22 protein-coding genes are annotated in these 25,958 nt (G+C 58.4%); 3 read left to right on the top strand and 19 right to left on the bottom strand.

The window, feature by feature from the left end:
* Positions 1-7 precede the first annotated feature (7 nt).
* Genes QO231_RS12505 through QO231_RS12495 form a run of 3 tightly spaced genes read right to left on the bottom strand, consistent with a single transcriptional unit; the run spans position 8 to position 2,421 of the window.
* A complete protein-coding gene (locus QO231_RS12505; protein WP_188078293.1) occupies positions 8-865 on the bottom strand; it encodes a MaoC/PaaZ C-terminal domain-containing protein in 858 nt (285 codons plus the stop codon).
* 23 nt (positions 866-888) lie between these two features.
* Positions 889-2,040, bottom strand: a complete 1,152-nt coding sequence (locus tag QO231_RS12500) for a thiolase (protein WP_111368634.1) — start codon at positions 2,038-2,040, stop codon at positions 889-891.
* A gap of 3 nt (positions 2,041-2,043) precedes the next feature.
* Positions 2,044-2,421 carry a Zn-ribbon domain-containing OB-fold protein gene (locus QO231_RS12495; RefSeq protein WP_111368635.1) on the bottom strand — a complete coding sequence of 126 codons (378 nt, stop codon included), beginning with the start codon at positions 2,419-2,421 and terminating at the stop codon, positions 2,044-2,046.
* A 104-nt stretch (positions 2,422-2,525) separates the two neighbouring features.
* On the opposite strand from QO231_RS12495, the gene QO231_RS12490 reads away from it, so the two are divergent.
* The gene (locus QO231_RS12490; protein WP_027238729.1) at positions 2,526-3,692 is read left to right on the top strand and encodes a CaiB/BaiF CoA transferase family protein; all 1,167 of its coding nucleotides are present in this window, start codon (positions 2,526-2,528) and stop codon (positions 3,690-3,692) included.
* Positions 3,689-4,855: a CaiB/BaiF CoA transferase family protein gene (locus tag QO231_RS12485; RefSeq protein ID WP_101657236.1), complete on the top strand. Its 1,167-nt coding sequence runs from the start codon at positions 3,689-3,691 to the stop codon at positions 4,853-4,855. The genes QO231_RS12490 and QO231_RS12485 overlap by 4 nt, the downstream gene beginning before the upstream one ends.
* Before the next feature lie 20 nt (positions 4,856-4,875).
* Here the strand turns inward: QO231_RS12485 and QO231_RS12480 are convergent, their stop codons facing one another.
* Positions 4,876-6,033 carry an acyl-CoA dehydrogenase family protein gene (locus QO231_RS12480; RefSeq protein WP_111368652.1) on the bottom strand — a complete coding sequence of 386 codons (1,158 nt, stop codon included), beginning with the start codon at positions 6,031-6,033 and terminating at the stop codon, positions 4,876-4,878.
* 247 nt (positions 6,034-6,280) lie between these two features.
* On the opposite strand from QO231_RS12480, the gene QO231_RS12475 reads away from it, so the two are divergent.
* On the top strand, positions 6,281-7,456 hold the full coding sequence (locus QO231_RS12475) for an acetyl-CoA C-acyltransferase family protein (protein WP_027238726.1): 1,176 nt from the start codon (positions 6,281-6,283) through the stop codon (positions 7,454-7,456).
* Positions 7,457-7,568: 112 nt separating this feature from the next.
* Here the strand turns inward: QO231_RS12475 and QO231_RS12470 are convergent, their stop codons facing one another.
* The 15 genes from QO231_RS12470 to QO231_RS12400 all read right to left on the bottom strand — a co-directional run bounded on the left by QO231_RS12470 (position 7,569) and on the right by QO231_RS12400 (position 25,934).
* Positions 7,569-8,495 carry an electron transfer flavoprotein subunit alpha/FixB family protein gene (locus QO231_RS12470; protein WP_111368636.1) on the bottom strand — a complete coding sequence of 309 codons (927 nt, stop codon included), beginning with the start codon at positions 8,493-8,495 and terminating at the stop codon, positions 7,569-7,571.
* Positions 8,495-9,253 carry an electron transfer flavoprotein subunit beta/FixA family protein gene (locus tag QO231_RS12465; protein ID WP_111368637.1) on the bottom strand — a complete coding sequence of 253 codons (759 nt, stop codon included), beginning with the start codon at positions 9,251-9,253 and terminating at the stop codon, positions 8,495-8,497. The genes QO231_RS12470 and QO231_RS12465 overlap by 1 nt, the downstream gene beginning before the upstream one ends.
* Before the next feature lie 40 nt (positions 9,254-9,293).
* Positions 9,294-10,076 (bottom strand): enoyl-CoA hydratase/isomerase family protein, encoded by a 783-nt coding sequence (locus tag QO231_RS12460; protein WP_316776699.1) that lies wholly within the window; start codon positions 10,074-10,076, stop codon positions 9,294-9,296.
* Between the two features lie 11 nt (positions 10,077-10,087).
* A complete protein-coding gene (locus tag QO231_RS12455; RefSeq protein WP_111368638.1) occupies positions 10,088-10,864 on the bottom strand; it encodes an enoyl-CoA hydratase/isomerase family protein in 777 nt (258 codons plus the stop codon).
* 78 nt (positions 10,865-10,942) lie between these two features.
* The gene (locus QO231_RS12450; RefSeq protein ID WP_111368639.1) at positions 10,943-12,193 is read right to left on the bottom strand and encodes an ABC transporter substrate-binding protein; all 1,251 of its coding nucleotides are present in this window, start codon (positions 12,191-12,193) and stop codon (positions 10,943-10,945) included.
* Positions 12,194-12,287: 94 nt separating this feature from the next.
* The gene (locus QO231_RS12445) at positions 12,288-13,526 is read right to left on the bottom strand and encodes an ABC transporter substrate-binding protein (RefSeq protein WP_316776695.1); all 1,239 of its coding nucleotides are present in this window, start codon (positions 13,524-13,526) and stop codon (positions 12,288-12,290) included.
* A gap of 33 nt (positions 13,527-13,559) precedes the next feature.
* Positions 13,560-14,372 carry an ABC transporter ATP-binding protein gene (locus QO231_RS12440; RefSeq protein WP_111368640.1) on the bottom strand — a complete coding sequence of 271 codons (813 nt, stop codon included), beginning with the start codon at positions 14,370-14,372 and terminating at the stop codon, positions 13,560-13,562.
* A gap of 11 nt (positions 14,373-14,383) precedes the next feature.
* Positions 14,384-15,457 (bottom strand): branched-chain amino acid ABC transporter permease, encoded by a 1,074-nt coding sequence (locus tag QO231_RS12435; protein ID WP_027238718.1) that lies wholly within the window; start codon positions 15,455-15,457, stop codon positions 14,384-14,386.
* Between the two features lie 3 nt (positions 15,458-15,460).
* Complete coding sequence (locus QO231_RS12430) at positions 15,461-16,348, bottom strand: branched-chain amino acid ABC transporter permease (protein ID WP_027238717.1); 888 nt, start codon at positions 16,346-16,348, stop codon at positions 15,461-15,463.
* Positions 16,349-18,268, bottom strand: coding sequence for an AMP-dependent synthetase/ligase (locus tag QO231_RS12425; protein ID WP_316776684.1), 1,920 nt, complete (start codon positions 18,266-18,268; stop codon positions 16,349-16,351).
* Positions 18,261-19,067, bottom strand: coding sequence for an ABC transporter ATP-binding protein (locus QO231_RS12420; RefSeq protein ID WP_027238715.1), 807 nt, complete (start codon positions 19,065-19,067; stop codon positions 18,261-18,263). Before QO231_RS12420 ends, QO231_RS12425 begins: the two co-directional genes overlap by 8 nt.
* 38 nt (positions 19,068-19,105) lie before the next feature.
* Positions 19,106-19,960, bottom strand: coding sequence for an SDR family oxidoreductase (locus tag QO231_RS12415; RefSeq protein WP_027238714.1), 855 nt, complete (start codon positions 19,958-19,960; stop codon positions 19,106-19,108).
* Positions 19,961-20,068: 108 nt separating this feature from the next.
* On the bottom strand, positions 20,069-21,235 hold the full coding sequence (locus QO231_RS12410) for an acyl-CoA dehydrogenase family protein (RefSeq protein WP_316776671.1): 1,167 nt from the start codon (positions 21,233-21,235) through the stop codon (positions 20,069-20,071).
* Complete coding sequence (locus tag QO231_RS12405) at positions 21,232-22,443, bottom strand: CaiB/BaiF CoA transferase family protein (protein ID WP_111368642.1); 1,212 nt, start codon at positions 22,441-22,443, stop codon at positions 21,232-21,234. The genes QO231_RS12410 and QO231_RS12405 overlap by 4 nt, the downstream gene beginning before the upstream one ends.
* 410 nt (positions 22,444-22,853) lie before the next feature.
* A complete protein-coding gene (locus QO231_RS12400; protein ID WP_316776665.1) occupies positions 22,854-25,934 on the bottom strand; it encodes an efflux RND transporter permease subunit in 3,081 nt (1,026 codons plus the stop codon).
* Between the last annotated feature and the right edge of the window lie 24 nt (positions 25,935-25,958).

Genomic DNA, 25,958 nt, shown 5'->3' with positions numbered 1-25,958 from the left:
CTGCTCCTCACGCGAAGCGCGCGACACCATTGTTCAGAACAACGACGTCGCGTGCCGGGACCGACGCGCGAAACCGGGCCTCGCCGTCCTCTTCCCAGATTTCGAACCGCACGGTTTCGCCGGGATAGACCGGAGCCGAGAACCGAACATCCAGACCGACAAGCCGGGCGGCGTCGTAATCCAGCACCGACTTGAGGATCGCCCGGGCCGCCAGCCCATAGGTCGCCAGACCATGCAGGATCGGGCGGTCGAACCCGGCAGAACGGGCCACATCCGGGTCAGCGTGAAGCGGATTGAAATCACCGCTGAGACGATAAATGAGCGCCTGGCGGGGCAGGGTATCGATATCACATATGTGATCAGGCGCCCGGTCAGGCAGCACTGCGGGTGCCGGACCTGCCTGGTTTTCACCGCCGAACCCCCCATCACCGCGACAGAAAGCCGACATCGCCACGCGCGCCAGTTTTTCACCGCTGTCCGCGTCGATAATATCGCGGCTTTGGTAAATGACGGCTCCCTTGCCCTCGCCCTTGTCGGCGATGAAGTCGATCTTGCTGCGGCCGACAATCCGGCCATGGGTCGGCAGCGGCTTGTAGATATCCAGCCACTGTTCGCCATGTAGCACTTGCTGCCAGTTCACACCGGTCTTGGGATCGCGCAGCCAGAAGCCCGGATACCCCAAAGTGACAGCCATTGCGGGCACCGCCTTAAGCCCGTCCTCATAGACATAGGCCAGTTCCTTTTTGTCGGTCGGATCCTCGCCGAACCCAAGGCCGAGCGCATACAGGATGGTATCCCGCTCGGTCAGTGTCTGTTCGATTTCCTCAAAGTCCCAGTTCGACAGTGCATCAAAATCCAATGGCATTTACTTTCCTCCCTTAATTGCCGTCAGAGCGTGTTTTGCGATCCAAGTATCGCCGTGACCTGACTGGACAGCACACCGCCGTTGCCATGCGCCAGCGCCAGGTCGACATCCTTCAACTGAATGCCCGGCGCGTCGCCACGGATCTGACGCGCAGCCTCGATCACGGTGAAGATTCCGTACATCCCGGGGTGCACGCAGGACAGGCCCCCGCCATTCGTGTTCACCGGCAAGACGCCGCCAGGCGCGATGCGCCCGCCTTCAACGAAGGCCCCGCCCTCGCCCTTGGCGCAGAACCCCAGATCTTCAAGAAACAGGATGGTATTGATGGTGAAGGCATCATAAAGCTCGATCGCCTGGATGTCCGCAGCGGTCACTCCGGCCGCCGCAAAGGCGCGCGCGCCTGAGTCGCGGGCGGCGGTCACGGTGAATTCTTTCATCTGCGAAATCTGCCGGTGCGAGCTTTCCGCAGCACTGCCCAGCACATAGACAGGCGCCTTTGGGAAATCCCGGGCGCGGTCCGCGCGTACCAGAACAATCGCACCGCCGCCGTCGGTGACAAGACAACAATCGCGCACGGTCAACGGATCGCCCACCATGCGCGCGCCCAACACGTCCTCGCGGGTCAGCGGGCCGCGCTCGAACGCTTCGGGATTGTGGTGCGCCCAGGCCCGCGCGGCAACGGCCACGTCGGCCAGTTGTTCGCGGGTGGTGCCGTATTCATGCATGTGCCGCGCCGCGGCCATCGCATATGCCGAGATCGGATAGCGCGGATTGTACGGCGCCTCATAGGCCGGCGGGCGCGAGGCGGTCACCAGTCTGCCCGACGCGGTGCGCTGGTTGGAGCCATAAACAATCAGGGCGACATCACACAGGCCGGCATCAAGCGCCATGGTCGCTGACGTCAGATAATTCACGAAGGATGATCCACCCGACATCGTGCCATCAATGAAACGCGGCTGAATGCCCAGATACTCAGCCGCCATAAGCGCCGGCATGCTGTCTTCCATCATGGTGCAGAAAAGCCCATCGACGTCGGACAGATTCAGCCCGGCATCGCCAAGCGCTGCAAGTGCGGACTGCGCCATGACATCATATGCCGTCAGACCATGGGCCTCTCCAAAACCGGCATGACCGGTTCCCACGATGGCGGATTTTCCCCGAAGTTCAGCGGTCATATCTTATCCCTCCGATGGCTTGAAAAGCACGGCCGGAGCGCCCTCGGCCTCGCCCACGAAAGCGGTTACAGCCATGTCGATGGCGACCTCACCTGGAGCAATGCCCTCGACCCGGCTCATCATCCGAACGCCCTCGTCCAGTTCGACAACGCACACATTGTAGTCACCTCCCCATTCGGGCTTTCGGCGCACGACGGTTGTGGTGTGGACCCGTCCCTTGCCGGTGGCCTGCTTCCATGAAATCGCGGCGCCATGACAATGGGGACACAGGACTCGCGGGAAAAAATGATAGGCCCCGCAGTCTTCGCACTTTGGCAGCAGGATCTCTCCCTTTGTCAGCGCGCCCTGGAAAATCTGGTCTGGTCCTTTGGCGTCCGGCACCGGCGTTCTCCTTCAAGTAATCCAGTCTCTGGTTAAGCGTATTGATAATAAATCTAACAAATGTTAGATTTAGTCAACCTCTTTGGAACATTTTCGGGAAACTCATGTCAGGTTCAGATTTAGCCCCCCTTTCTGGCAAACTCATAGTTGCGCTGGAACAGGCAGTCGCCGCGCCTTTTTGCTCCTCGCGACTGGCCGATGCCGGCGCGCGCGTGATCAAGATCGAACGCAAGGGCACAGGCGATTTCGCCCGCGCCTACGATACCGCCGCCAATGGTGAAAGCGCCTATTTCACATGGCTGAACCGAGGGAAAGAATCGGTCGCCCTGGATATTAAAGCCGGCGAGGACCGGGAAATCCTGCTCAGGATGCTGGAAAACGCGGATGTGTTTATTCAAAACCTGCTGCCGGGCGCGCTGGTCAAGCTTGGGCTCGATTCCGCCACGCTGCGAGAGAGGTTCCCGCGTCTCGTGACCTGCGACATCACCGGATACGGTGAGGACGGTCCGATGCGCAATGCCAAGGCCTATGATCTTCTGGTGCAATGCGAAAGCGGTCTGGCATCGGTGACCGGCACGGCGGACGGACCGGGGCGGGTTGGCGTTTCCGTCTGCGATATTGCCACCGGTATGACAGCCCATGCCGGAATTTGCGAAGCACTTGTCGGGCGTGATCGCACCGGCAAGGGCAGCGGTGTTTCGGTGGCAATGTTTGACGTGATGGCCGACTGGATGTCGGTTCCGCTGCTATATCACGATTACCTTGGCAAGCCGACACCCCGTGTCGGACTGAACCACACGGTCATCTGCCCGTACGGGGCCTATGCGTGCAAGGACGGTCAGCTTGTCGTCATTACCGTGCAGCACAGCGGCGAATGGCAACGGTTCTGTGAACACATACTGGGCGACGCGCCTCTGGCAACCGACCCCCGGTTTCACGACAACACGGCGCGAATTGAAAACAAGCCCGCGCTCGAAGCGCTCATCAAGGCCGTGTTCTCCTCTCATGACCGCGCCGAGATGCTGAAGCGGCTTGACGCTGCGGGCATTGCCTCCGGGGCCGTGAACGACGTGGCGACCCTGTCCGATCACCCTCAGCTTGACCGGTCCGTGATTGGCACACCCTCCGGCGAGATCAAGGTCCCGACACCCCCGATCCGGCGCAGCGTCGGCGAAACGACACTGGGCCCCTGCCCGGCCTTCGATGCGGAAGGCAAAGCCCTTCGCGCCGAGTTCTACCCTCGTTCAAAAAAAGGTTGGGCAACTAAATGACCGCTGAGAAAAAACCCGCGATCCTTCAAGGCGTGAAGATCGTGGATCTGACTTCGGTCGTTTTCGGACCTTTGGCGACGCAAATGCTGGGCGATCTGGGGGCCGATGTGATCAAGGTGGAAGGCCCAGAGGGCGATCTTCTTCGCCAGGTCCAGCCATCACGCAACAAACTGATGGGCGCCGCTTTTCTGGGTACCAACCGTAACAAGCGCAGTGTCGTACTCGATCTGAAGACGCAGACCGGTCGGGATCGATTGCGCAAGCTGCTTATCGATGCCGACGTGATGATTTCAAGCATACGGCCTGCGGCGCTAGCCAGATTGTCTCTCGATCCCGAAACCCTACGCCAGGAAAATCCGAACCTGATCACGGTATCTGCCACTGGATTCGGGCAGGACGGACCCTATGCCGCCCGACCCGCGTTCGACGATGCCGTCCAGTCGGTTTCCGGGTTAGCTAGCCTGGCAACATTGCGCGATCCCGAAGCGCCGCCCGCATATGCCCCTACGATTCTAGCCGACAAGCTTGGCGGCGTGACGGCCGCCTATGCCGTGATGGGAGCCCTGTTCCACCGCGAGCGTACGGGAGAAGCCCAGCATGTCGAGGTGCCGATGTTTGAGACGCTGGCCGCCTTCCTGCTGGCCGAACATCTGGATGGTGCCACCTTCGAAGAGACCCCGCAGGATTTCGGCTATGCCCGGATGCTGGTTCCGCATAGGCGTCCGGTTAAGACGGCAGATGGATATATCACAATTCTGCCCTACACCAACGTACAATGGGCGCGGTTCTTCAAGGCGGTCGGGCGCGATGACATGATCGACCACGTCTGGGTCACTGACATGGACACCCGTAGCCGCAACATCGGCGCTGTATACGATATGGTGGCGCAGATTGCCCTAACTCGGACAACAGATGACTGGCTTGCCCTGATGGAGAATGCCGACATACCCGCCATGCCGGTGCGCAACCTGTCGGATTTGCCGAACGATCCCCATCTTGCCGCGACCGGGTTCTTTCAACAGATTGATCACCCAACCGAAGGTGCGATCTGGACGACACGCCCGCCGATACGATTCTCGGCAACGCCGGCGCGGCATGATCACCGCCCTGCCCCTCGACTGGGGGAGCACAGCGAAGATATCCTCGGGCCGGGAGAAGAATAACCCCCCCGGCACCGAACGGATCAAACATCCATCGAACGTGCGATCAGTTCCTTCATGATCTCGTTGGTGCCGCCATAGATCATCTGGACCCGGCTGTCGGCATAAAGGCGCGCGATCGGGTATTCCATCATGAAACCATAACCGCCGTGCAGTTGCAGGCATTCATGCATGACCTCGTTTTGCGTCTGGCTGCCCCACCATTTCGCCATCGAGGCCGTGGCCGCATCAAGTTCGCCCTTTTCGAGGCGCACGAGCCCGTCATTGACGAAGGTGCGCAGCAATTCGGCCTTGGTCTTGCATTCCGCCAATTTGAAGCGTGTGTTCTGGAAATCCATGATGCGGTTACCAAATGCCTTGCGGTCCTGTACATATTTCACAGTTTCATCGATGGCAAAGTCAATGAAGCCTAGCGCGGTAACGCCAATCATCAGCCGTTCCCAAAGGAGCTGCTTCATCAACTGGTAGAAACCTTGCCCTTCTTCCGGGCCAAGCAGGTTCGCCGTAGGCACGCGCACATCCTCGAAGAACAACTCAGCCGTATCCGATCCCTTCATGCCCAACTTCTTCAGGTTCCGTCCCCTACGAAAGCCTTCGGCGTCCTCGGTTTCCAGAACGATCAGCGAAACGCCCTTGGCGCCAGCGTTACGGTCGGTCTTTGCCACGACGACAACCAGATCGGCTGTATGTCCGTTGGTGATGAAGATCTTCGAGCCGTTGATCTTGTAATGGTTGCCATCCTTTTCCGCATGGGTCTGGACGTTCTGGAGGTCAGAGCCCGTTCCTGGCTCGGTCATCGCGATCGCCGCGACACTGTCGCCGCTGACCAGCTTCGGCAACCACTTTTTCTTCTGTTCTTCGCTGCCATAGGCGTTGATATAATGGATTACGATGGACTGGATGCCATAGCCCCAACCCGTGTCACCGGTGCGCCCTTGCTCGTAAACGGTAATCGCATCGAACCCGATGCCGCCACCGAACCCGCCATATTCTTCGGCAATCGAGCCACCCATGACACCCTGTTGACCGACTGTTTTCCAGAAGTCGCGGTCAACAATGCCCTGCTCCGCCCATTTTTCGATGTTTGGAGCCATTTCGGCATCAAAAAGCTTGCGTGTGCTATCCGCGAACATCTTGTGTTCATCTGCGGCCCAGGCCGAACTATTCGTAATCAGAGACATTTTGGAATCCATTCCTAAGGTTGGTATTGCCATAAATCTAACATCTGTTATTTTTTCGGCAATGGCCCAGTCTCAAGGCAAACGCCGCGTTATTTTGCTCGAGACGGCTTTCCTGAACTGGCGCGGTATCAACTTCCTACTCCCAGGCAAGTTCCACCAAGGCACCGAACGCGCAGGTCAGGGTAACGGGCTGACACTGGGCAGTACACGGCCTGCGTGACGCAAAAAATGAAGAACCGGAGTGAAAATGAAAGATATCGTAGTATTGGATGGTGTGCGAACAGCCATCGGAACCTTTGGCGGCTCTCTTTCGGGCACGTCTCCGATCGAACTGGGTAGCATAGTGGCGAAAGAGGCGCTTGCGCGTTCAGGTGTCGAAGGCAAGCAGGTTGGAAACGTTGTTTTTGGCCATGTTATTAACACAGAGCCGCGCGACATGTATCTTAGCCGCGCGGCGTCTATTGCCGCTGGCGTGCCAGAAAAGGCGCCCGCAATGAACGTCAATCGGCTCTGCGGTTCTGGGCTACAGGCTATTGTGTCAGCGGCGCAGTCGCTGATGCTGGGTGATGCAACAATGGCTCTTGCCGGTGGCAGCGAAAGCATGAGCCGCTCGCCCTATATCGTGCCAGCCATTCGCTGGGGGCAGAAAATGGGTGACACGGGTGCAACTGACATGATGCTCGGCGCGTTGAACTGTCCGTTTGGCACCGGGCATATGGGCGTAACAGCGGAAAACGTCGCCGCCGAATACGACATCACGCGCGAAGCTCAGGATGCGTTTGCCCTTCAAAGCCAGGAGCGCGCTCTGAACGCGCTCAAAGAGGGGTATTTCAAATCCCAGATCGTTCCCGTCGAGGTCAAGGTCAAACGCAACACTGCTTCTTTTGACACCGATGAACACCCCAAGGCGAGCACAGTTGAAATGCTCGGCAAACTGCGTCCGGCCTTCCAGAAGGATGGCACCGTGACGGCGGGGAATGCTTCGGGTCTCAATGATGGGGCCGCCGCAGTTGTGCTGGCCACGGCAGATGCTGCATCAGATGCAGGGTTGAAACCGCGCGCACGCCTGCTTGGATATCATGTTGCAGGAGTACGCCCGGACATCATGGGAATCGGGCCAATTCCGGCTGTCGAAGGACTTTTGAAACGTACAGGCCTGACAATTTCTGATTTCGACGTCATCGAGTCAAACGAAGCCTTCGCGGCTCAGGCTTTGGCCGTGAGTAAAACTCTTGGTCTGGATGGCAACAAGGTGAACCCCAACGGCGGCGCAATTGCTCTCGGACATCCTATCGGGGCGTCGGGGGCCATAATCTTTGTCAAAGCGCTCTACGAGCTGGAGCGTACCGGCGCAAAACGCGCGCTGATTACCATGTGTATCGGTGGTGGGCAGGGGATTGCCCTAGCCATAGAAGCCATATGAATTAGAGTCTATGGGCACCTCAAAAAAGCGGTTCCCTTTCAATTAGTAACAAGATGAGCATACAAAAAGGCCCGCCGGATGGCGGGCCTTCTCGCATTTGATGTGACGCAATTTACAGTGCGTCAGTCAGGGCCGGGACGGCCTCGAACAGGTCGGCGACCAGGCCGAAGTCAGCAACCTGGAAAATCGGTGCTTCTTCGTCCTTGTTGATCGCGACGATGATCTTCGAGTCCTTCATGCCAGCCAGGTGTTGGATGGCGCCCGAGATGCCAACGGCGACATACAGTTCGGGGGCAACAACCTTGCCGGTTTGACCCACCTGCCAGTCGTTCGGGGCGTAGCCCGAGTCGACAGCAGCGCGCGAAGCCCCAACGGCGGCGCCCAGCTTGTCAGCCAGCTTCTCGATCAGGGCAAAATCCTCTTCAGATCCGACGCCACGGCCACCGGACACGACCACGCCGGCCGAGGTCAGCTCGGGGCGGTCCGATGCGGCAACCTTGTCTTCGACCCATTCGGACAGGCCGGGGTTGTCGGCAGCACCGATGGTTTCGACTGCGGCCGAGCCGCCTTCGCCAGCGGCATCAAAGGTCGAGGTGCGGAAGGTGATGACCTTGGTCGTATCCAAAGATTTGACGGTTTGCACGGCGTTGCCGGCATAGATAGGGCGTTCGAACGTGTCTGCATCGACAACGCCAGAGGCGTCCGAAATCACCATCACGTCCAGCAGCGCAGCAACGCGCGGCATGACGTTCTTGGCGTCGGTCGTGGCGGGTGCCACGATGTGCGAATAGTCACCGGCCAGCGACACGATCAGCGCGGCGGTGGGTTCCGCCATGCGGTGACCCAGCGACGCATCTTCAGCGACCAACACCTTGGCGACACCGTCGATCTTGGCGGCGGCTTCGCCAGCTGCGGCGGCGGAAGCACCCGCGGCCAGAACGGTCACGTCGCCCAGTGCCCGGGCGGCGGTGACGGCTTTGGCGGTGGCGTCCAGCGCCAGTTCACCATTGTTGACTTCGGCGAGTAGAAGAACAGCCATTACACAGCCCCCGCTTCTTTGAGTTTCGAAACCAGCTCGTCAACCGAGCCGACGATGATGCCGGGGGCACGTGTTGCCGGCTCGGTCGTTTTGACCACTTCAAGACGCGGCGAAGTGTCGACGCCGTAATCGGCGGCGGTTTTTTCGTCCAGCGGCTTCTTCTTGGCCTTCATGATGTTGGGCAGCGAAGCGTAACGCGGTTCGTTCAGGCGCAGGTCCACGGTGACGATTGCAGGCATGTTGACCTTGATGGTCTGCAAACCGCCGTCGACCTCGCGGGTCACCACGGCCTTGTCGCCGTCGATGTCCAGTTCCGAGGCGAAGGTGCCTTGCGACCACCCCAACAGCGCCGACAGCATCTGGCCGGTGGCGTTCATGTCGTTGTCGATGGCCTGCTTGCCGGCCAGGACCAGACCCGGCTGCTCTTCGTCGACAATGGCTTTCAGGATCTTGGCCACGGCCAGCGGTTCGATGTCGGTGTGGACGTCATCGGCGGCGTTAACCAAAATGGCGCGATCCGCGCCCATGGCCAAAGCGGTGCGCAGGGTCTCTTGCGCTTGCTTCACACCGATCGAGACGACGACGACCTCGTCTGCCTTGTCGGCTTCTTTCAGGCGGATGGCCTCTTCGACGGCGATCTCGTCAAAGGGGTTCATCGACATCTTAACGTTGGCAAGATCGACACCGCTTCCGTCCGCTTTGACGCGCACTTTCACGTTGTAGTCGATCACGCGTTTGACAGGCACAAGCACCTTCATCTACGGTCTCCTTGGGTTGTTAGATACGGTTTCTACCGACCTATCGGTCGTTGAATTCGGGCTTTCTTTTCTCGGAGAACGCTTTCATGGCCTCTGGAAAATCATGCGCACACAGCAAAACGCTTTGGGCATCGCGCTCGATGTCCAGCGCCTCCAGATAGCTGCACTCCGCCGCGGCACGCATCACGCGCTTGGCGGTCTGAATGCCGAACATCGGGTGTGGGGCGATCTCGTGGGCAATTTCCAGAGCGCGTTGCTCGACCTGGTCGGGGGGTACGCATTCTTCGACAACTCGCAGTTCCCTGGCGGTGCGCCCGTCTATTTCACGACCTGTGAGAACAAGCATCCGCGCCACGCCCGCACCGGCACGCTGCTGAAGCAGCCAGCTCGAGCCGGTGTCGGGACAGCCGCCGACGCGCGCAAAAACTTCGCACAACCGGGCATCTTCGGCGGCTACGACGATATCCGCAGACAGCGCCAGGCTGAGACCCGCACCAAATGCCACCCCGCATACAGCAGAAATCAGAGGCTTCCGAAACAGATAGGCCGCGCGTCCGCCATCGTGAACCCGGTCGACCATTTCCGATGTCGCCCTTGCGCCTTTCGCGATTTCAGCCTGAAATCCAACGAGATCGCCGCCGCTGCTGAAATGATCGCCGCCTGTCATGACAACGACGCGGATTACATTATCCTGTTCAGCCTCGCGCAGGAGCGCCACCAGTTCTTCGACGAACCCGATGCTGTAAGGGTTGCGTTTTGCCGGCTGAAGAAAACGCAATATTCCGACAGGCCCATCCCTGTCCAGACGAATAAGGTCAGTCATTCCAATCTCCATCATGTACCCGTCCAGACCGGCGCTCGTTTTTCGGCGAATGCCCTGGGGCCCTCAATCGCGTCGTTGCTGGCGTATACAACCTCGTGCAGGCGCTTACCCTCTTCGAGGCCACCCGCACAGCCCAGGTCCATGGTTGCGCGAACGCCGCCCTTGGCAGCGATCACCGAAAGCGGGGCCCCGCTGGCTATGCGTTTGGCAAGGTCGAATGCCCGTGCGCGAACGGCATCGGGGGAGTCCTCGATATAGTTGGTGAACCCGTACTCATGTAGCCGCTCGATCGGCATCAGGTCTCCGGTCAGCAGGATTTCCATAAGGATGGGCTGCGGTAGCATGGTCAGTGCCGGCGAAGCCCAAGGCGATCCGCGACCGATCTTCACCTCGGTAATGCCAACCTTGGTCCCCTTGAGTCCGACCCGCAAATCGCAATTCAGCGTCAGCATCATGCCGCCCGCCATCAGCGACCCCGTCATCGCCGCGATAATCGGCTTCTTGCAGGCGCGCATGGTCTCGTGAAATGGATCGCGCATTTTTGACAGGATATCGACGCCTTCGTCGCGCGCGATTTGCGTAGCTTCCTTGAGGTCCAGCCCGGCGCTGAAAACACCGCAATCGGCCGAGGTCAGTATGGCCACACGAACGCTGTCGTCCGCCTCGATCTTTTCCCAGGCTTCCGTCAGCCCGTTCGTCGCGGCCACGGAAAGCGCGTTCTTGCGTTCGGGCCGATTGATACAGACGGTCGCAATGCCGTCTTCGATTTTCACATCAATTGGGCTCATGATACCTGCTTCGTTTTAACTGGAGACATTCTAGTGCGAAGCTTCCCCGCGACATGTTTGCCGCGGGGAAGTTCCTGCTTATTCGACAGAGAACGACTTGGAACTGTGCTTGATGACTTCCCACACAACGTCGAGATAGTCGGCGCTCCAGTCGGTCAGCGGAACCCAGGTTTCGCCATTCCACTGTTCGACTCGGGTCTTGCCGCCACCGCCGTGGTCTTCACCGGTTACGGTCACCGGGGCCATGACGCCGTCGCCATCGAAGTTCTCGATCGATTCATAGGCAGCCTTCATGCTTTCCGGTGTGATCGGCCAACCGTTTTCGGTAATCGCGATACGCGCAGCTTCAAAACCGACCGAGTAGATGGCCATGCCCGTGTTGTAGTACACGTCGTGAACCAAGCTCTCGGGACCGCTGCCCTTGCCATTGGCATAGTAGGTGTCCAGCATCGTCTTGACGATCGGAACCTCCTGACCACCGGCCACGTTGGTACCACGCAGGATGCCTTTTGCCTCTGCAGCGCCAATGTTGGCGATGTCGACTTCGTTCAGCCAGTTGACCGACAGGTAACGGTCGATCGGGAAGCGGTTGCGGCGCATTTCCTTGGAGGCGACCACGTGTCCGCCCGCCAGAAGCCAGCTGATCACGTAATCTGGCTTATCACGGCGGATATTGCTCCATGCGCCGGCTTGATCCGACCCGGGGAGCGGCACAGGATAAAGCTCCAGCTCAAACCCTTCCTTTTCAGAAAGTGTTTTCAGGATCTCGATCGGTTCCTGACCGAAGGGATAGTCCAGATAGATGAACCCGATCTTTGCTTTGCTCAGATCACCGCCCATCTGGCCTTTGATGAAGGCGACATCGTTGGCGGCCTGCTGCCAATAAGTCGGACCAACCGGGAACACCCAGTCGAACACATCACCGTCAACCGCGTCGCCGCGGCCAACGAAGGATTGCATCAGGACGTTTCCGTCCTTCATGGCCCGCGGCAGGACCGCGTTCGTGACGGGCGTGGAAAGAAAGTTGAAAAGGAAAACACCGTCACGCTTGAGCTGCTCATAGCATTCCACGCCACGTTGCGGTTCGTTGCCATGGTCGCGAATGATGATTTCAACCGGATGGCCTTCGATTCCACCGTTTTCGTTGGTGTACATCGCCAGGTCCTGGGCTGCCTGGGCCACCTGCGGTGAAATGAACGTGTACGATTTACTGAGGTCGAAGCAAAGTCCGAAGCGGATCGGCTCCTTGTCCTGCGCCGCAGCCACCGTCGCGCTTGTTGCCAATGCGGCAGTAAGGGCCACCGCCTTGATGTGCTGTTTGATTTTCATATTCTCTCTCTCCCGTTGGTTGAGTTTAGGGCGGCTAAACTGTTTTGTGAGCGCCGCCGCCCTGTACAGCGCCACCCTTCCTGCTATCAGTCTGTCACTGCTCGTATTTTGCGGAACTTTCCTTAACCACATCCCACACGACATCGCCGTATTCAGAAATCCATTCGGTTTGCGGCACCCAAGCCTCCCCGTCCCACATTTCGATGCGCGTCTGGCCACCGCCGCCGTGGTCTTCGGCCGTTACCGTAATGGGGGCCATCAACCCGTTGGCGTCATAACCCTTCAACGACTCAAGTCCGGCCTTGTAGGATGTCGGAGTGATCGGCAGCCCTTCGAGTTCGACCGCGTTGCGCGCGGCTTCGAACATGATCGAATACATGGCCAGCCCCGTATTATAGAAAACGTCCTGCGTCTTCTCAATCGGGCCCGAGCCCTGTCCGTTGTCATAAAGCTCGGTCATGATCTCCTTGAACAGGGCGACATCCTGACCGCCCACGACATTGGTCCCGCGCTTGATGCCCTTGGCCGCATCAGTGCCGATATTGGCAATATCGACCTCGTTCAGCCAGTTGACCGAAATGTATTTTTCCATCGGGATGCGATTGCGCTGCATCTCTTTCGATGCGACCACATGGGCACCGCCCAGCATCCAGACGATCACGTGATCGGGCTTGTCGCGGCGCACCTTGGACCATACTCCGGCCTGGTCGCTGCCGGGCAGCGGAACGGGGTAAAGCTCAAGCTCGAAACCCTCTTTCTCGGAAAGGGTTTCGAGAATCTCGATTGGCTCCTGTCCGAAGGGATAATCGAAGTAGACAAACCCCACCTTCACGTCCGACAAGTCGCCGTCGTGCAATTGCTTGATGTAGGCGACGTCGTTGGCGGCCTGCCCCCAATAGGTAGGCCCGATCGGATAGACCCAGTCAAAGACCGTGCCATCCACGGCATCGCCGCGGCCGACAAGCGATTGCATCAGAATGCGCCCATCTTCCCTAGCCCGTGGCAGGACGGCCAGAGACACCGGTGTGGACAGTGTATCGAAGACGAACACACCCTCGCGGCTGAGCTTGGAGTAACACTCGATCCCGCGCTGCGGTTCGTTCCCATGATCGCGCACGATAACCTCGACCGGTTCTCCTCCGATACCGCCCTTCATATTGACCAGCTTGGCGAGATCTTGTGCCGCCTGGGCAACCTGCGGCGTGGCAAAGGTATAGGCTTTGCTGAGGTCGTAGCAGACGCCAATCTTGAATGGCTCAGCCAGCGCCTGGGTGCCGAACATCGCTCCGCCAACCATTGAAAACACGGCCAACGCTTTGGTAAGTTCCTTCATTTGATCCTTCCTGAACAATTTCTGAATAGTACCTCAGCTCAGCCAACGTTTGCGTCGGCTGTAGTGCTTGACGTTGTGAAAATCGGTTTCTTCTCCGCCACCCAGATAAAATTCCTGAATGTCGGAGTTGGATTTGAGCGCCTCGGCCGTGCCGTGCATGACAACGCGGCCGTTCTCAATCAGATACCCTTGCGAAACAATCTCCAGAGCGGCCAGCGCGTTCTGCTCCACCAGCAGGACGGATACGCCCTCCTCCTGATTGATCTTTTGCAGGATGCCGAAGATTTCCTCGACCAGGAACGGGGCAAGGCCGAGACTTGGTTCGTCGAGCATCAACAGTTTCGGCTGCGTCACCAGCGCCCTGCCGATGGCCAGCATCTGTTGCTCGCCACCAGACAAATAGCCTGCTTGCGAATTGCGGCGTTCGGCAAGTCGTGGGAAATAGTCGTAAATCTTTTCTTTTTCCGCATTCAGCGCCGATCGGGACATTCCGCGCGGCGCAGCAGCGGTCAGGTTCTCGTCGGGGGTCAGGTGTTCAAAGACCCGCCGCCCTTCGATGACGTGACAGATACCCATCCCGACGCGGTTTTGCGCGAGCACTTCGGTTATGTCTGTTCCCTGGAAGGTTATTTCACCTCGGCTGATGCGTCCGCGCTCTGCCTTCAGAAGACCGCTGATCGCTTTCAACGTGGTGCTTTTGCCCGCGCCGTTCGAGCCCAAGAGCGCGATCATCTCGCCTGTTGGGACCTGGACCGAAACACCTTTGATCGCCAGCATCACATTGTCATACAGCACCTCTACACTGTTCATGGACAGAATGTTCTGGGCTTCTACTTTTTCTTGCATCGGCATTTCCCTTATTTCTTGAACTGATCGAAGGGCCAGACCATCAGATAGTCTCTGATGTTGCCGTAGAGTTTTCCCAAACCGAGCGGTTCGATCAGAAGGATAATGACGATCAGTGCGCCATAGACCGCATTCGGGATGTGAGCGAGCGTTTCAACATTGATCTGCATACCAAGCCCCTCGCTCACCGTGACGACGAGACCGTTCACCAAACCGGGGACAAGAAGGATCAGAGCAACACCGAAATAGGATCCGATTACGCTGCCGAGGCCGCCAACGATCACCATCGCAAGAACCTGGATAGATACGGTGACCGAAAACTGCTCCGGCGCGGCAAGAAAGAAGAAGGTGGCGACAAGCAAAGCACCACTGACGCCCGCGATGAAAGACGAAGTCGCGAAGGCTAGGATCTTGTAATAGAAACTGTTCACACCCAGGATCGCGGCAGCAAAGTCTTTTTCGCGTACCGCGACCAGGGCACGACCAAGCCCAGTGCGTTTGAGATTCAGCATGAAGATCGTCACCAACACACACCATCCGAAGGCGACATAGTAAAAACCGGTATCAGAGGTAATATCCTGCCCAAGAAACGCCAAAGTTGGTGACTGGAGCGATGCGTGCGAGCCCCCTGAAATCGCCGGCGAGTGGGTCAGAACCCAGTCCATCACGAATTGCATCGCAAGAGTCGTGAGTGCGAGATAGAGACCCTTGACCCGCAATGCGGCAAAGGCGAACAGGCTGCCGATCACAGATGACGTCAACCCGCCAATGATCAGGGCGAATTCCCATGGCACGCCGAAACGCGCCGCGTGGATCGCCGAATACGCCCCGACGGCCATGACCGCAGCATAGCCCAAGTGAAGTTGGCCAGCCCAACCTGTCACCAGGTTAAGTCCAAGGGCGGCGGCCGTCCAGATCAGCCACGGAAGCATGTAACTGTTCAGGTAGAGCGACGGTATGATGAATGGCGCGGCAAGTCCAATCAGGAAGATGAATACAGCCAGGTTCCGGTCAGCAGGTACCTTGAAGATACGACTATCGGATACATAGTTGGCGTGATGGACGCCGGAAAGTCTATAAAACATCCCTTAGACCCTTTCGATGTCGTGACGGCCGAACAGCCCGTGCGGACGGATCATGACCGTAAGAATGAGCACGGCGGCGACGATAAGCTCGCGGCTTCCGCCTCCGACAAGCGGATCCAGAAGATCGGCACCAACGTTTTCGACGACGCCCAGAATGATGCCCGCGATCACTGCGCCGAGGATACTGTCGAGTCCACCAAGAACGGCCACCGTCAGACCCTTCAGAAGCAACAGCGACAGCGCCTGATCGACACCCTGAATCTCGCCCCAGATGACGCCTGCGGCGACGGCAACAACTGATGCCAGTGCCCAGGACAACCCTACGCCGCGCTCAACCGAAATGCCGACCGACCACGAAGCCATGTAATCATCCGCGATCGCCCGCAACTTGATCCCGGTTCGGGTTCGGAAGAACAGCATGAAGGCGACAAAGAGTGCGAGCGCAACACCGGCACCGACAAGATGGATGCGGCTGACGAAGATGTCGCCCAGGAACAGCGGTTCATAGCTGACCCCCAAATCAACCGAACGGGATGTCCCACCCCAGATTGCAAGTGTTGTCCCCCGCAGGAAGATGTCCAGGCCAAGTGTCAGCATCAGGATCATGACGACCGGACGGCCCGCGAGACGGCGCAGGGCAACACGCTCAATGCCAAATCCCAGGCCGAACATGATCACCGCAGCAAGCGGAATGGCCAGCCACAGCGGCAGACCCGCGTCATGTGAAAGGGCAAGAACCACATAGGCCCCGACCATTGTCAGCCCACCCTGCGACAGATTGGGCACCGAGGACGCTTTGTAGATCAGCACGAGGCCGATAGCGAAGAGCGAATACAAGAGACCCGTCAAGGCTCCATTGATCGCAAGTTCAGATAGAAAGACCCAATCCATTTATACCTCCCTGATGGGAAGGCTTCTTTCGACCTTCCCTATTTCCCCTGTCTCGTAAGTCACCTGCGCGCTTACGTGGACATCTTTTGAACCGTCGTAGAGCGCCGCGATCACGTCGGCATAGCGTTCCTGTACAACCTTGCGTCGCAGTTTTCGGGTCCGCGTGATCTCACCATCGTCCGGGTCGAATTCCTTCGGCAGGCTGACAAAGCGTTGCAGGCGCAACGGCTCTGTGACGGCCTTATTTACCCGTTCGAATGCCCCGTGCAGCAGCGCCGCGACCTCGTCACGTTGCGACAAATCGGAATAGGACACATAAGGCACGCCGTTCACTTCGGCCCAGTGTCCCACTGCCTCGAAATCCACGCAGACCATGGCGGTCAATTCATCCAGGCCGGCACCGATAACAGCCGCATCCTTGATATAGGGGCTGAACTTCAACCGGTTCTCAATGTAGTTTGGCACATAACGCTCGCCTCCGGCTGTATGCATGACCTCGGAGACACGGCCCAGAACAACCAGGTGTCCGTCATTCTCCAGATAACCGGCATCGCCGGTATGCAGCCACCCGTCCTCAAGCGCTTCGGCGGTCGCTTCGGGTTTGTTGAAGTACCCCTCAAACACGCTGTCCGAACGCACCAGGATCTCTCCGTCTTCGGCAATTTTCACCTCGACGCCAGGCGCGGGTTTGCCAACGGTATGGAGGCGCACCTCGCCCGGAGACTGAATCGCATTGATCGCGCTATTTTCGGTCTGGCCGTAGAGTTGGCGCAATTTGATTCCCAGGGCTCGGTAGAAAACAAACGTGTCTTCGCCGATTGCTTCGCCGCCAGTCAACGCGTTCTTCAGACGACTCATCCCGAACTGGTCCTTGATCGGACCAAAAACGATCGCCTCGCCCAAAAGTCGGCCCAAAGGCTCTAGTGCACCGCCGCTAATGCCATTCAGCTTGCGTGTCTCGGCGGCAATCGCCCGGTCCATGAAGAAATGGTACAGCCATTTTTTGACCGGGGTCGAGTTCTCGATACCCACTTGGATCGTCGTCAGCATCTGGTCCCAGCTTCTCGGCGCCGCCAGATAGAATGTCGGAGCGATTTCGCGCATGTCGCGAACGACGGTTTCCTGACGTTCAGGCACGTTCACGGTGAACCGGCAGAGCAGCGCCGCCGCGACGGTAATGGCGAAGTCGCCCACCCAGGCCATCGGCAGATAGGCGAGGATTTCCTCATTGTCGTCGAATGCACCCGCTGCATGCCCGTTCCTGGCCGCAGCAAGAACGTTCTTTTGACTCAGAACGATACCTTTCGGTTTTCCCGTGGTCCCTGACGAATGCATGAAAATGGCCGGATCGCCGGGCTTTGCCCGACCAAAGAGATCTTCGCGCAAGCCCGGGGTTTCATTAAGATCGTGCTGACCGACTTCGATCAGGTGATCCCAGGACATCAGCCCTTCAACCTCATAGAATCCGAGGCCTCGCGCTTCATCATAAATGATGTGGTCGATACCCTCGGCGCCCGCGTCCTTCAGTTCCAGGATCTTGTCTACCTGCTCCTGATCTTCGGCGATGGCCGCGACGATTTCGACTTCGCCAAGAAAGTGCCGAAGTTCTTCGATTGTCGCGCCCGGATAGGCAGGCATTGCATAGGCGCCCAGCAACGAAACAGCCAGCATGCCGCCGTACAACCGTGCACGGTTATCGCCCAGAATAAGTACTGCCTTGCCCGGCTTTACGCCGATTTTTTCAAGTCCGGCCGCGCAGGCAAGCACCTCTTCGGCGTATTCCGCCCAAGTGGTTTCTTTCCAGATCCCGCGTTCCTTTTCGCGAAGCGCGATATCCTTTCCGTGGCGCGACGCGTTTTGCGCCAGCAGTGCACCAATCGTATCGCCGCCCGAAGACTGTTTTTGCGTCAAATCAGTCATGCGACCCTCCGATATATGCCTCGATGACCCGCGGGTCTTTTACAACGTCCTTCGGGATGCCGCTGGCGATCATTTCGCCATAATTAAGCGCCAGCATCCGATCACAGATGCCGGTGATGACATCCATATGATGCTCGATCAGCAGAACGCTGACGCCGCGTTCGGCACGGGCATCCAGAATGAAGCGGGACATATACCCCTTCTCTTCCTGATTCATGCCTGCCATCGGCTCATCGAGTATCAACATTTGCGGCTCGGCCACCAATGCCCGCGCAAGTTCGACCCGTTTTTTCAGCCCGATCGGAAGACCATCGACCAACTCATGTCGGATGCTTTCAAGCTGTAGAAACTCGATCACCTCCTCGACGATCTTACGGTTCTCGATCTCTTCATGCCGCGCCGCCCACCAATAAAGCGCCGTGCGTAAGACGCCCGGTTTCATGTGGATGTGCCGCCCGAGCAGGATGTTGTCCAGAACGCTCATCCCGTTGAAAAGGGCAAGATTCTGGAACGTCCGCGCAACCCCGAGCTTGGCAACCTTATGAGGCGCTGTGCCCGTGATGTCTTTTCCCGCCAGCCGGACAGTGCCTACGTTTGGCGGATAAAACCCGGTAATTGCGTTCGTTAGCGTTGTCTTGCCGCTACCATTCGGTCCGACAAGCCCAAAGATTTCACCTTGCCGAATGACGAGATCAACTCCGGTGACAGCAACGATGCCGCCAAACCGTCGTTCGACCCCGTTGCACTCCAGAAGCGCCCCGCCATCGGTACCAACTGCTATTTTATTCTTCGTTGTCATCTGGATCTTATTGTCCCCATTAAGGTTCATGGCTTTCATCAGGAAATCAGGAAATGGTCCGGTCGACCCGTTGGCCATGGGTCCCCCCACAATTGCTGCCCACCGTCGATGTTCAGAACTTCACCGGTAACAAACTTTCCTGAGTTGGCCGCCATATAGACAACACCTTCAGCGACATCCCATTCGTCCCCGGCGTGCCGCATCGGATTGGAATCCTGGAAAGTTGCGGCACCCTCTGGAGGGTAGTTCCCGAAACCGTTGCTTTCGCAGCAACCCGGTGCCACGCAGTTCACGCGGATATCATGCGGCGCCCACTCCACCGCCACCGATTTGGACAGGTAAATCACCCCCGCCCGAGCTGCACAGGTATGAGCGATGCCAGGCATCCCGCGCCAGATATCCGCCACGATATTTACGATGGAACCCGGTTGCTTGTTCTCAACCCAGTGGCGCGTCGTGGATTGCATCATCCACCAGGTTCCGTTGAGGTTGGTGTCAATGACGGCGGTCCAGCCTTTCGGGGAAAAATCCAGCGCAGCCTGTGGAAACTGCCCCCCCGCATTGTTCACCAGAACGTCTATGGAGCCGAATTCCTGATTCGTCTTAGCGACAAAATCCTCGACCTGTTCAGGGTCACGGATGGTCATGGGCACGGCGAAAACTCTGCCCCCAAAACTCTCGAGGTACTCTTTGGCCGAGGCCAGCTTTTCCTCGTTGCGTCCATTGATCGCCAGATTGGCGCCCAGCCTGGCGAACAGAGCCGCAATCGCCAGCCCCAAACCTCCGCCTGCGCCGGTTACAACGACGGTTTTGCCCGCGAACAAATCATGTGCGTAAACGGTTGTGCGTTTTGACAGGTCTTCTCGCGAAGACCCGAACTGCGTCTCACTCATGACGCCTCCTCCCTTTTCCCCTATTGCGGGGCTTTGTCTGATAATCTAACGGACGTTAGAAAAATAATCAAGTAGGGAATACGCGCTATCCCAATCCGTGTCTCGCGGTCAGTAAGACTTTGGAAGTCCTAGCGCTTTTTCAGCAATGAATGATAACAACATCTGCGGCGTCACAGGTACAATGCGGAACAAGAGCGCTTCTCTGACCAGACGCTCCACGTGATATTCCTTTGCGTAACCGAATCCGCCAAAGGTGATCTGTGCGGCCTCGGTCGCCTCAACCGCGGCGTCGGCGGCCAATAGCTTGGCTGCGTTCGCCTCGATGCCGCAGGGCTCCCCCGCATCGTAAAGGGCGGCGGCGTGCATCACCATGAGATTGGCCGATTCCACCCGCGCCCAAGCCTGAGCGAGCGGATGCTGAACGCCCTGATTCTGACCGATGGGCCGGTCGAAAACCACTCGTTCATTGGCATATTGCGCCGCGCGGGTCAGAGCGTTGCGTGCGATGCCGATGCATTCGCCCGCCACAAGGATGCGTTCTGGATTCAGCCCATGCAGAATTTGCCGAAACCCTTTGCCCTCTTCTCCGATCAGGTCTTCGGCAGGTATCGGCAACCCGTCGATGAAGACCTCGTTCGAATCGACAGCCTTGCGCCCCATCTTTTCGATCTCTCGCACATCAACGAAATTACGGTTGAGATCGGTATAGAACAGGCTCAGCCCTTCGGTCGGGTTAGTCACATCCTCAAGCCGCGTTGTTCTGGCCAGAAGCAGCATCTTGTGGGCAACCTGCGCGGTCGAAATCCAGACCTTCTGACCATGCACGACATACCTGTCTCCCTGTCGCACCGCCATGGTCTTCAGCTTTGTGGTATCCAGCCCCGTCGTCGGTTCGGTCACGGCGAAACAAGCCTTTTCATCACCTGCGATTAGGGGGCTCAGCATGCGCGCGCGCTGTTCATCAGTCCCGAACTTCACCACCGGGTTGAGCCCGAAAATGTTCATGTGGATGGCCGAGGCCCCGCTCGCGCCAGCCCCTGACTCAGCAATCGCCTGCATCATGATCGTCGCTTCAGTGATCCCCAGGCCGGCGCCGCCGACCGCTTCAGGCATGGCGATGCTAAGCCAGCCGCCATCGGCCATTGCCCTGTGCAAATCATGGGGGAAACCACCGTTGCGATCCCGGTCCAGCCAGTAGTCATCGTCGAATTGTGCACAAATCCGCAGAATCTGGTCGCGGATTTCCTGTTGGCCGGTGGTCATTCTAAATGTCATGGCGTCCCCCTGCCTTCCAGTCTCACGAGTCCTGCCTCACAAAGGGCAGAGATTTGCTCATCGTCAAAACCAAGATCGCTTAGAATACTTCGGCTGTCTGCGCCGGGCGGTCGTCCCAGCCAGCGAAGTTCACCGGGCGTCGCGCTTAGATGCGGGATCGGACCGATGACCTGGGTCTGCTCGCCCTCGACCGATACGATGTCCCCGCGATGGCGTATCTGCTCATTGGTCGTGATCTCCTCGACGCTCAACACCCGAGAGGCAACCGCATCATGTCGGGCGAATACAGCCGTAACTTCTTCAGCTGTGTGCTGCGTGACGAAATCATTGATCGCGTCAAAGACCACCGCCATGTGCTGCGACATCTCGCCGAGTGTCTCGAACCGCGGGTCATCGGCCAAAGAGTCCCCTCCGACCGCGCGCAACAGGCGTTGCGCTGTTTCCGCGCTACCTGCCGAGACGGTCAGCCAAACCCCATCGGACGTGCGGAACATGCCCCCTGGCGCAAAGTCCATCGGCTGGCGCAGCCCGTTGCGCCGCGGCGAAAGGTTAGCACCCGTCAACGCGGGAACAGGATAGTCCATCAATCGAAGCAGCGCTTCGAACACCGCAAGATCGACAACCTGACCCCGTACTATCCCCTTTTCGCGGGCAAACAGCGCAATCATGATTCCCAATGCGCCCATCAGACCTGTCGTGCTGTCGGCCGCCGGAAATCCGGGGTGCATCGGCGGCCCGTCGGGGAAACCGGTCAGATGTGCTAAACCACTCATGGCTTCTGCCGCACGACCAAACGCAGGTACGTCCCGCATCGGACCTTCCTGTCCGTAACCCGATACGCGCAGAACAATCAGATCTGGGTTCCACTCATGAAGGGTTTCAGGCCCGATACCAGCACGTTCAAGCACGCCCGGTCGGAAGTTTTCGATAAGAACATCGGCACCTTCAACCAATTTGCGCAGGATGTCCCGGCCTTCGCCGGACTTCCAGTCTAGGCTCAGAATCTTCTTGTTGCGGCCCAGCGTCTTCCACCAAACGCCCGCTCCATCCTCTGCCTTGGGCCCGAGGTCGCGCATCATATCCGTTCGGTTGGGTGCCTCGATCTTGATGACATCTGCACCGAAATCCGAGAGCAAGGCTGCCGAAAAAGGTCCGGCAATTACGTGGCCAAGTTCGATGATTTTCAGGTGATCAAGGGGTCCAGGCATTCGTTCTCGCCGCCAGTAATCTAACATTTGTTAGAATAGTAGCCTCGTGGACGGCAAACCTCAAGACTTGAGATTGCGAAATGGGGGTCTGATGCCGCAGAGTGCAAAATAGTACGCTACAGCGCTTCGATCTAAGATTGAATAATTTGGTCTCTTTCTGCCCCCTTCGGTTGAGTGCGAGAAACGATAAGCCATGTATCAATCTAAAGTCGAAACGCTTCAGTTATCCAACGAGCGCTATTGAATTGCGCCGTTTGGACCACGGACTCTACTTCGAAACTCCGCACGAGGCGCCCTGGGATCGTCGGACTCCCGGAGCTTCGCGACGATCCACTCCGGTTTTGTTTTTTCTGGGCCATTCCGCTATCCTCAAATTGGCTCGAAATCCTATTTTAGGGAGGATCGTTGTGTCAGGCGGTCGCCGCTAGGCCGTCCGACTGTGCGTCCCGTTTCGGTGGCCGTATCCGGAACAGAAGCGCATAGAGCACCGGAACCGCGACGAGCGTCAGGACCGAAGCAAAGGCGAGGCCGCCCATGATCGTCACCGCCATCGAGGCAAAAAACGCATCGGGCAGAAGCGGAATCATGCCAAAGATCGTCGTGCCGGCGGCGAGCACCACAGGGCGAAGACGGCTGACTGAGCCGTCGATCACCGCCTTGTAATCGGGCACACCCTGTGCACGTAGAAAGTCGATCTCTTCGATGAGAACGATTGCGTTCTTCATCAACATTCCCGAAAGCGACAGGAAGCCGAGCAGGGCCGTAAATGTGAAGGGCAGACCGGTGAACAGCAACCCCAGGACCATGCCCGTCACGGACATTGGCACCACGAGCCACAGGATCAGCGGTTGGCGGACTTTGTTGAACATCAAAATCGAAATCGTCAACATGACCAGGAAGCCCAGGGGAAGCTGCTTGCCAAGCGACTCCTGAGCCATCTGCGCACTTTCGAATTCGCCGCCCCATTCCATTGCATAACCGTCGGGAAGCGGGATGGATTCGATCTCGGTGCGGACGCTTCGGAATGCCTCATCCGCGGTGAGATCGCTGCGGGCACCGCCGAGGGCGGCGATTGTCCGCTCTCGGTCGCGCCTGTGAATGAGTGCCTCGACAAGACGGGGATCGAACCTTTCGACAAGGTTGGCCATGGGTACATAGGACCCTGCCCCATCGGACCATACCGACAGGTCACGAAGGCGGTCGACCCCGTCGCGTTCGTTCTCGGGAAGCCGGAGATGGATCGGAATCAACACGTCGTCCTCGCGTAGGTCGCCAACGCGCAGTCCGGACGTTCCATAGCGGATGGTATCCGCGATCGCTCCGCGCGTTGCGCCAGCCAGCCGCATTCGTGCCTCATCGACGATGGGTTCGACGAGGATCTCACGCTGCCGCCAATTGGTGCGCGGATTGGTGATGGTTCCTGCCTCCTCGTAAATCCTCATCGCATCATCCGCGAGCTGGCGCAGGATGACCGGATCGGGTCCCGAAAAACGAACTGCAACATCGGCACCGGAGGGCGGTCCGAACACGATATCTTCGACACGGATCAGAGCGTGGGGGAATTCGGCGGGCAAGTCCTGGTTAAGTCTGCTCGCGATCGTCGCGATCGTTGCGGCGTCCGCAACCCGGACGATGAGTTGGCCATAGCTGGCATCCGCCTGCTCGGGGTTGTATGTCAGCATGAATCGGCTTGCCCCGCGCCCGACGAGGGCCGTTACCCCGGTTACGGCATCCTCATCCATGAGAATCCGCTCGAGCCGCTGCATCTCTTCGTCGGTCGTGTTGATATCGGTTCCCTGCGGCATCTGGAACTCAACGTAGAAAATCGGCGTGTTCGAGGCGGGGAAGAAGGCCTGCTTGACCTGTCCGAAAGCCATAACGGACCAAACGGTGATGCCAATGATCGTCAGAACAACCGGAATGCGGACGCGCAGCGCCATCCACAAAATCCCGCGATATGTCGCGTAGAACACGCCCTTGTAGGGATTATCCGAAATGTTTTTGGGGGCCTTGAGCAGCAGCTTGCCGAGATACGGCGTCACCGTGACTGCCAGGACCCAGCTTGTTAGCAGCGAGATGGCGATCACCGCGAAAAGCGAAAACAGAAACTCGCCCGTGGCGTCAGGCGACAGCCCGATACCGGAAAACGCCATGATCCCGATAACGGTCGCCCCCAGCAAGGGGATTGACGTGGCGCTTTCGGTCTCGGCAGCAGCGTCTTCCGCGCTTTTTCCTCGCGCCATGCCGATCACCATCCCTTCTGTGATGACGATGGCGTTGTCGACCAGCATCCCCATCGCGATGATCAGGGCGCCCAGGCTGATCCGCTCCATCTGTATCCCGAACACTGACATGAAGAACAGTGTGGAGAAAACGGTGAGCCCGAGGGTCGAGCCCACCACGAGGCCTGCGCGCCAACCCATGGTCAGCATCAGCGCACCGACCACGATCGCGACCGACTGTCCGAGGCTGACGAGAAAGCTTGAAACGGATTCGTCCACCACGACATGCTGCTCGTAGATCGGTATGATCTCGACACCTTCAGAAAGCCCCAACTTGAGCCGTTGAAGCCGTGCTGAAACCGCCTGACCGACTTCGACCACGTTTTGGTCCGTCAACGCGGAAACGCCAAAGGTAAATGCCGCCGTGCCGTTCTGCCGGATGATCTGGCTAGGCTGTTCGGCCGCCTCGCGGGTCACGCTGGCGATGTCGCTGACAGCGATCTGGCCGACATTTCCGGCCGTGCCCAGCCGCAGCTCCTCTATCCCTTCGGGGCTAATATAGCCCGGCGGAACCGATAGGCCGATCCGGGCAGGGCCCTCGGTGATCTCGCCGTTGGTGAACACCTGGTTTTCGTCTGCGAGAATGCCCAGGATCTGGGTCGGCGGAAGGCCCAGCATCTCGAGGCGTGCAGACGGGATCGAGATGGTGATTACCTCTTCGGAGAGGCCCTGAACCTCGACCTTGGCGACGCCATCGACAGTGACCAGTCCGAGCCGGAGCGTCGTGGCCAAATCCCTCTGCTCCGATGGGCTCAGACCTTCGGTCGTTACCGCATAGAACATGCCATAGACGTCGCCGAAATCGTCATTGATGATGGGCGGTCGCGCTCCTGCGGGAAGGTCCCCCTCCACGTCGCTGATGCGGCGGCGCATTTCGTCCCAAACCTGCGGGATCTCGTCCGGGCCATAGGTCATCTCGATCTCGACGGTGATCTGCGCCATGCCCGGCATCGACTTCGATTCCACCCGGTCGAGCTGCTTCATTTGCTGCAGCGCATTTTCGACGACGTCGGCGACCTCCTCTTCAACCTCCAGAGCCGTGGCGCCGGGATACGGCACGAAGATGAGCGCCGTTTTGAGCGTGAAGCTCGGGTCTTCAAGTCGACCGACCGTGTTCAGCCCCCAATAGCCGCCGAGGAGACAAAAGATGATGGTGAGCCAGACCGCCACAGGACGCTCGATGCTCGCTCGTGAGATGCTGAGTGCCATGGTTCTATTCTTGTCCTGTCAAAA

The sequence above is a fragment of the Sedimentitalea todarodis genome, from assembly GCF_032595355.1.
Taxonomy (GTDB): Bacteria; Pseudomonadota; Alphaproteobacteria; order Rhodobacterales; family Rhodobacteraceae; genus Sedimentitalea; species Sedimentitalea todarodis.
Note: the sequence above shows the minus strand (reverse complement) of the source record. Positions and strands in the feature narration are given on the sequence as shown.

What these genes read in the sequence shown, in the direction of transcription:
- QO231_RS12455 (WP_111368638.1), bottom strand. Translation starts at nt 10,864, where the DNA reads ATGAGCCCAATTGATGTGAAAATCGAAGACGGCATTGCGACCGTCTGT.
- QO231_RS12505 (WP_188078293.1), bottom strand. Translation starts at nt 865, where the DNA reads ATGCCATTGGATTTTGATGCACTGTCGAACTGGGACTTTGAGGAAATC.
- QO231_RS12440 (WP_111368640.1), bottom strand. Translation starts at nt 14,372, where the DNA reads ATGCAAGAAAAAGTAGAAGCCCAGAACATTCTGTCCATGAACAGTGTA.
- QO231_RS12500 (WP_111368634.1), bottom strand. Translation starts at nt 2,040, where the DNA reads ATGACCGCTGAACTTCGGGGAAAATCCGCCATCGTGGGAACCGGTCAT.
- QO231_RS12430 (WP_027238717.1), bottom strand. Translation starts at nt 16,348, where the DNA reads ATGGATTGGGTCTTTCTATCTGAACTTGCGATCAATGGAGCCTTGACG.
- QO231_RS12410 (WP_316776671.1), bottom strand. Translation starts at nt 21,235, where the DNA reads ATGACATTTAGAATGACCACCGGCCAACAGGAAATCCGCGACCAGATT.
- QO231_RS12405 (WP_111368642.1), bottom strand. Translation starts at nt 22,443, where the DNA reads ATGCCTGGACCCCTTGATCACCTGAAAATCATCGAACTTGGCCACGTA.
- QO231_RS12420 (WP_027238715.1), bottom strand. Translation starts at nt 19,067, where the DNA reads ATGACAACGAAGAATAAAATAGCAGTTGGTACCGATGGCGGGGCGCTT.
- QO231_RS12480 (WP_111368652.1), bottom strand. Translation starts at nt 6,033, where the DNA reads ATGTCTCTGATTACGAATAGTTCGGCCTGGGCCGCAGATGAACACAAG.
- QO231_RS12460 (WP_316776699.1), bottom strand. Translation starts at nt 10,076, where the DNA reads ATGACTGACCTTATTCGTCTGGACAGGGATGGGCCTGTCGGAATATTG.
- QO231_RS12465 (WP_111368637.1), bottom strand. Translation starts at nt 9,253, where the DNA reads ATGAAGGTGCTTGTGCCTGTCAAACGCGTGATCGACTACAACGTGAAA.
- QO231_RS12400 (WP_316776665.1), bottom strand. Translation starts at nt 25,934, where the DNA reads ATGGCACTCAGCATCTCACGAGCGAGCATCGAGCGTCCTGTGGCGGTC.
- QO231_RS12415 (WP_027238714.1), bottom strand. Translation starts at nt 19,960, where the DNA reads ATGAGTGAGACGCAGTTCGGGTCTTCGCGAGAAGACCTGTCAAAACGC.
- QO231_RS12475 (WP_027238726.1), top strand. Translation starts at nt 6,281, where the DNA reads ATGAAAGATATCGTAGTATTGGATGGTGTGCGAACAGCCATCGGAACC.
- QO231_RS12425 (WP_316776684.1), bottom strand. Translation starts at nt 18,268, where the DNA reads ATGACTGATTTGACGCAAAAACAGTCTTCGGGCGGCGATACGATTGGT.
- QO231_RS12445 (WP_316776695.1), bottom strand. Translation starts at nt 13,526, where the DNA reads ATGAAGGAACTTACCAAAGCGTTGGCCGTGTTTTCAATGGTTGGCGGA.
- QO231_RS12490 (WP_027238729.1), top strand. Translation starts at nt 2,526, where the DNA reads ATGTCAGGTTCAGATTTAGCCCCCCTTTCTGGCAAACTCATAGTTGCG.
- QO231_RS12435 (WP_027238718.1), bottom strand. Translation starts at nt 15,457, where the DNA reads ATGTTTTATAGACTTTCCGGCGTCCATCACGCCAACTATGTATCCGAT.
- QO231_RS12485 (WP_101657236.1), top strand. Translation starts at nt 3,689, where the DNA reads ATGACCGCTGAGAAAAAACCCGCGATCCTTCAAGGCGTGAAGATCGTG.
- QO231_RS12470 (WP_111368636.1), bottom strand. Translation starts at nt 8,495, where the DNA reads ATGGCTGTTCTTCTACTCGCCGAAGTCAACAATGGTGAACTGGCGCTG.
- QO231_RS12450 (WP_111368639.1), bottom strand. Translation starts at nt 12,193, where the DNA reads ATGAAAATCAAACAGCACATCAAGGCGGTGGCCCTTACTGCCGCATTG.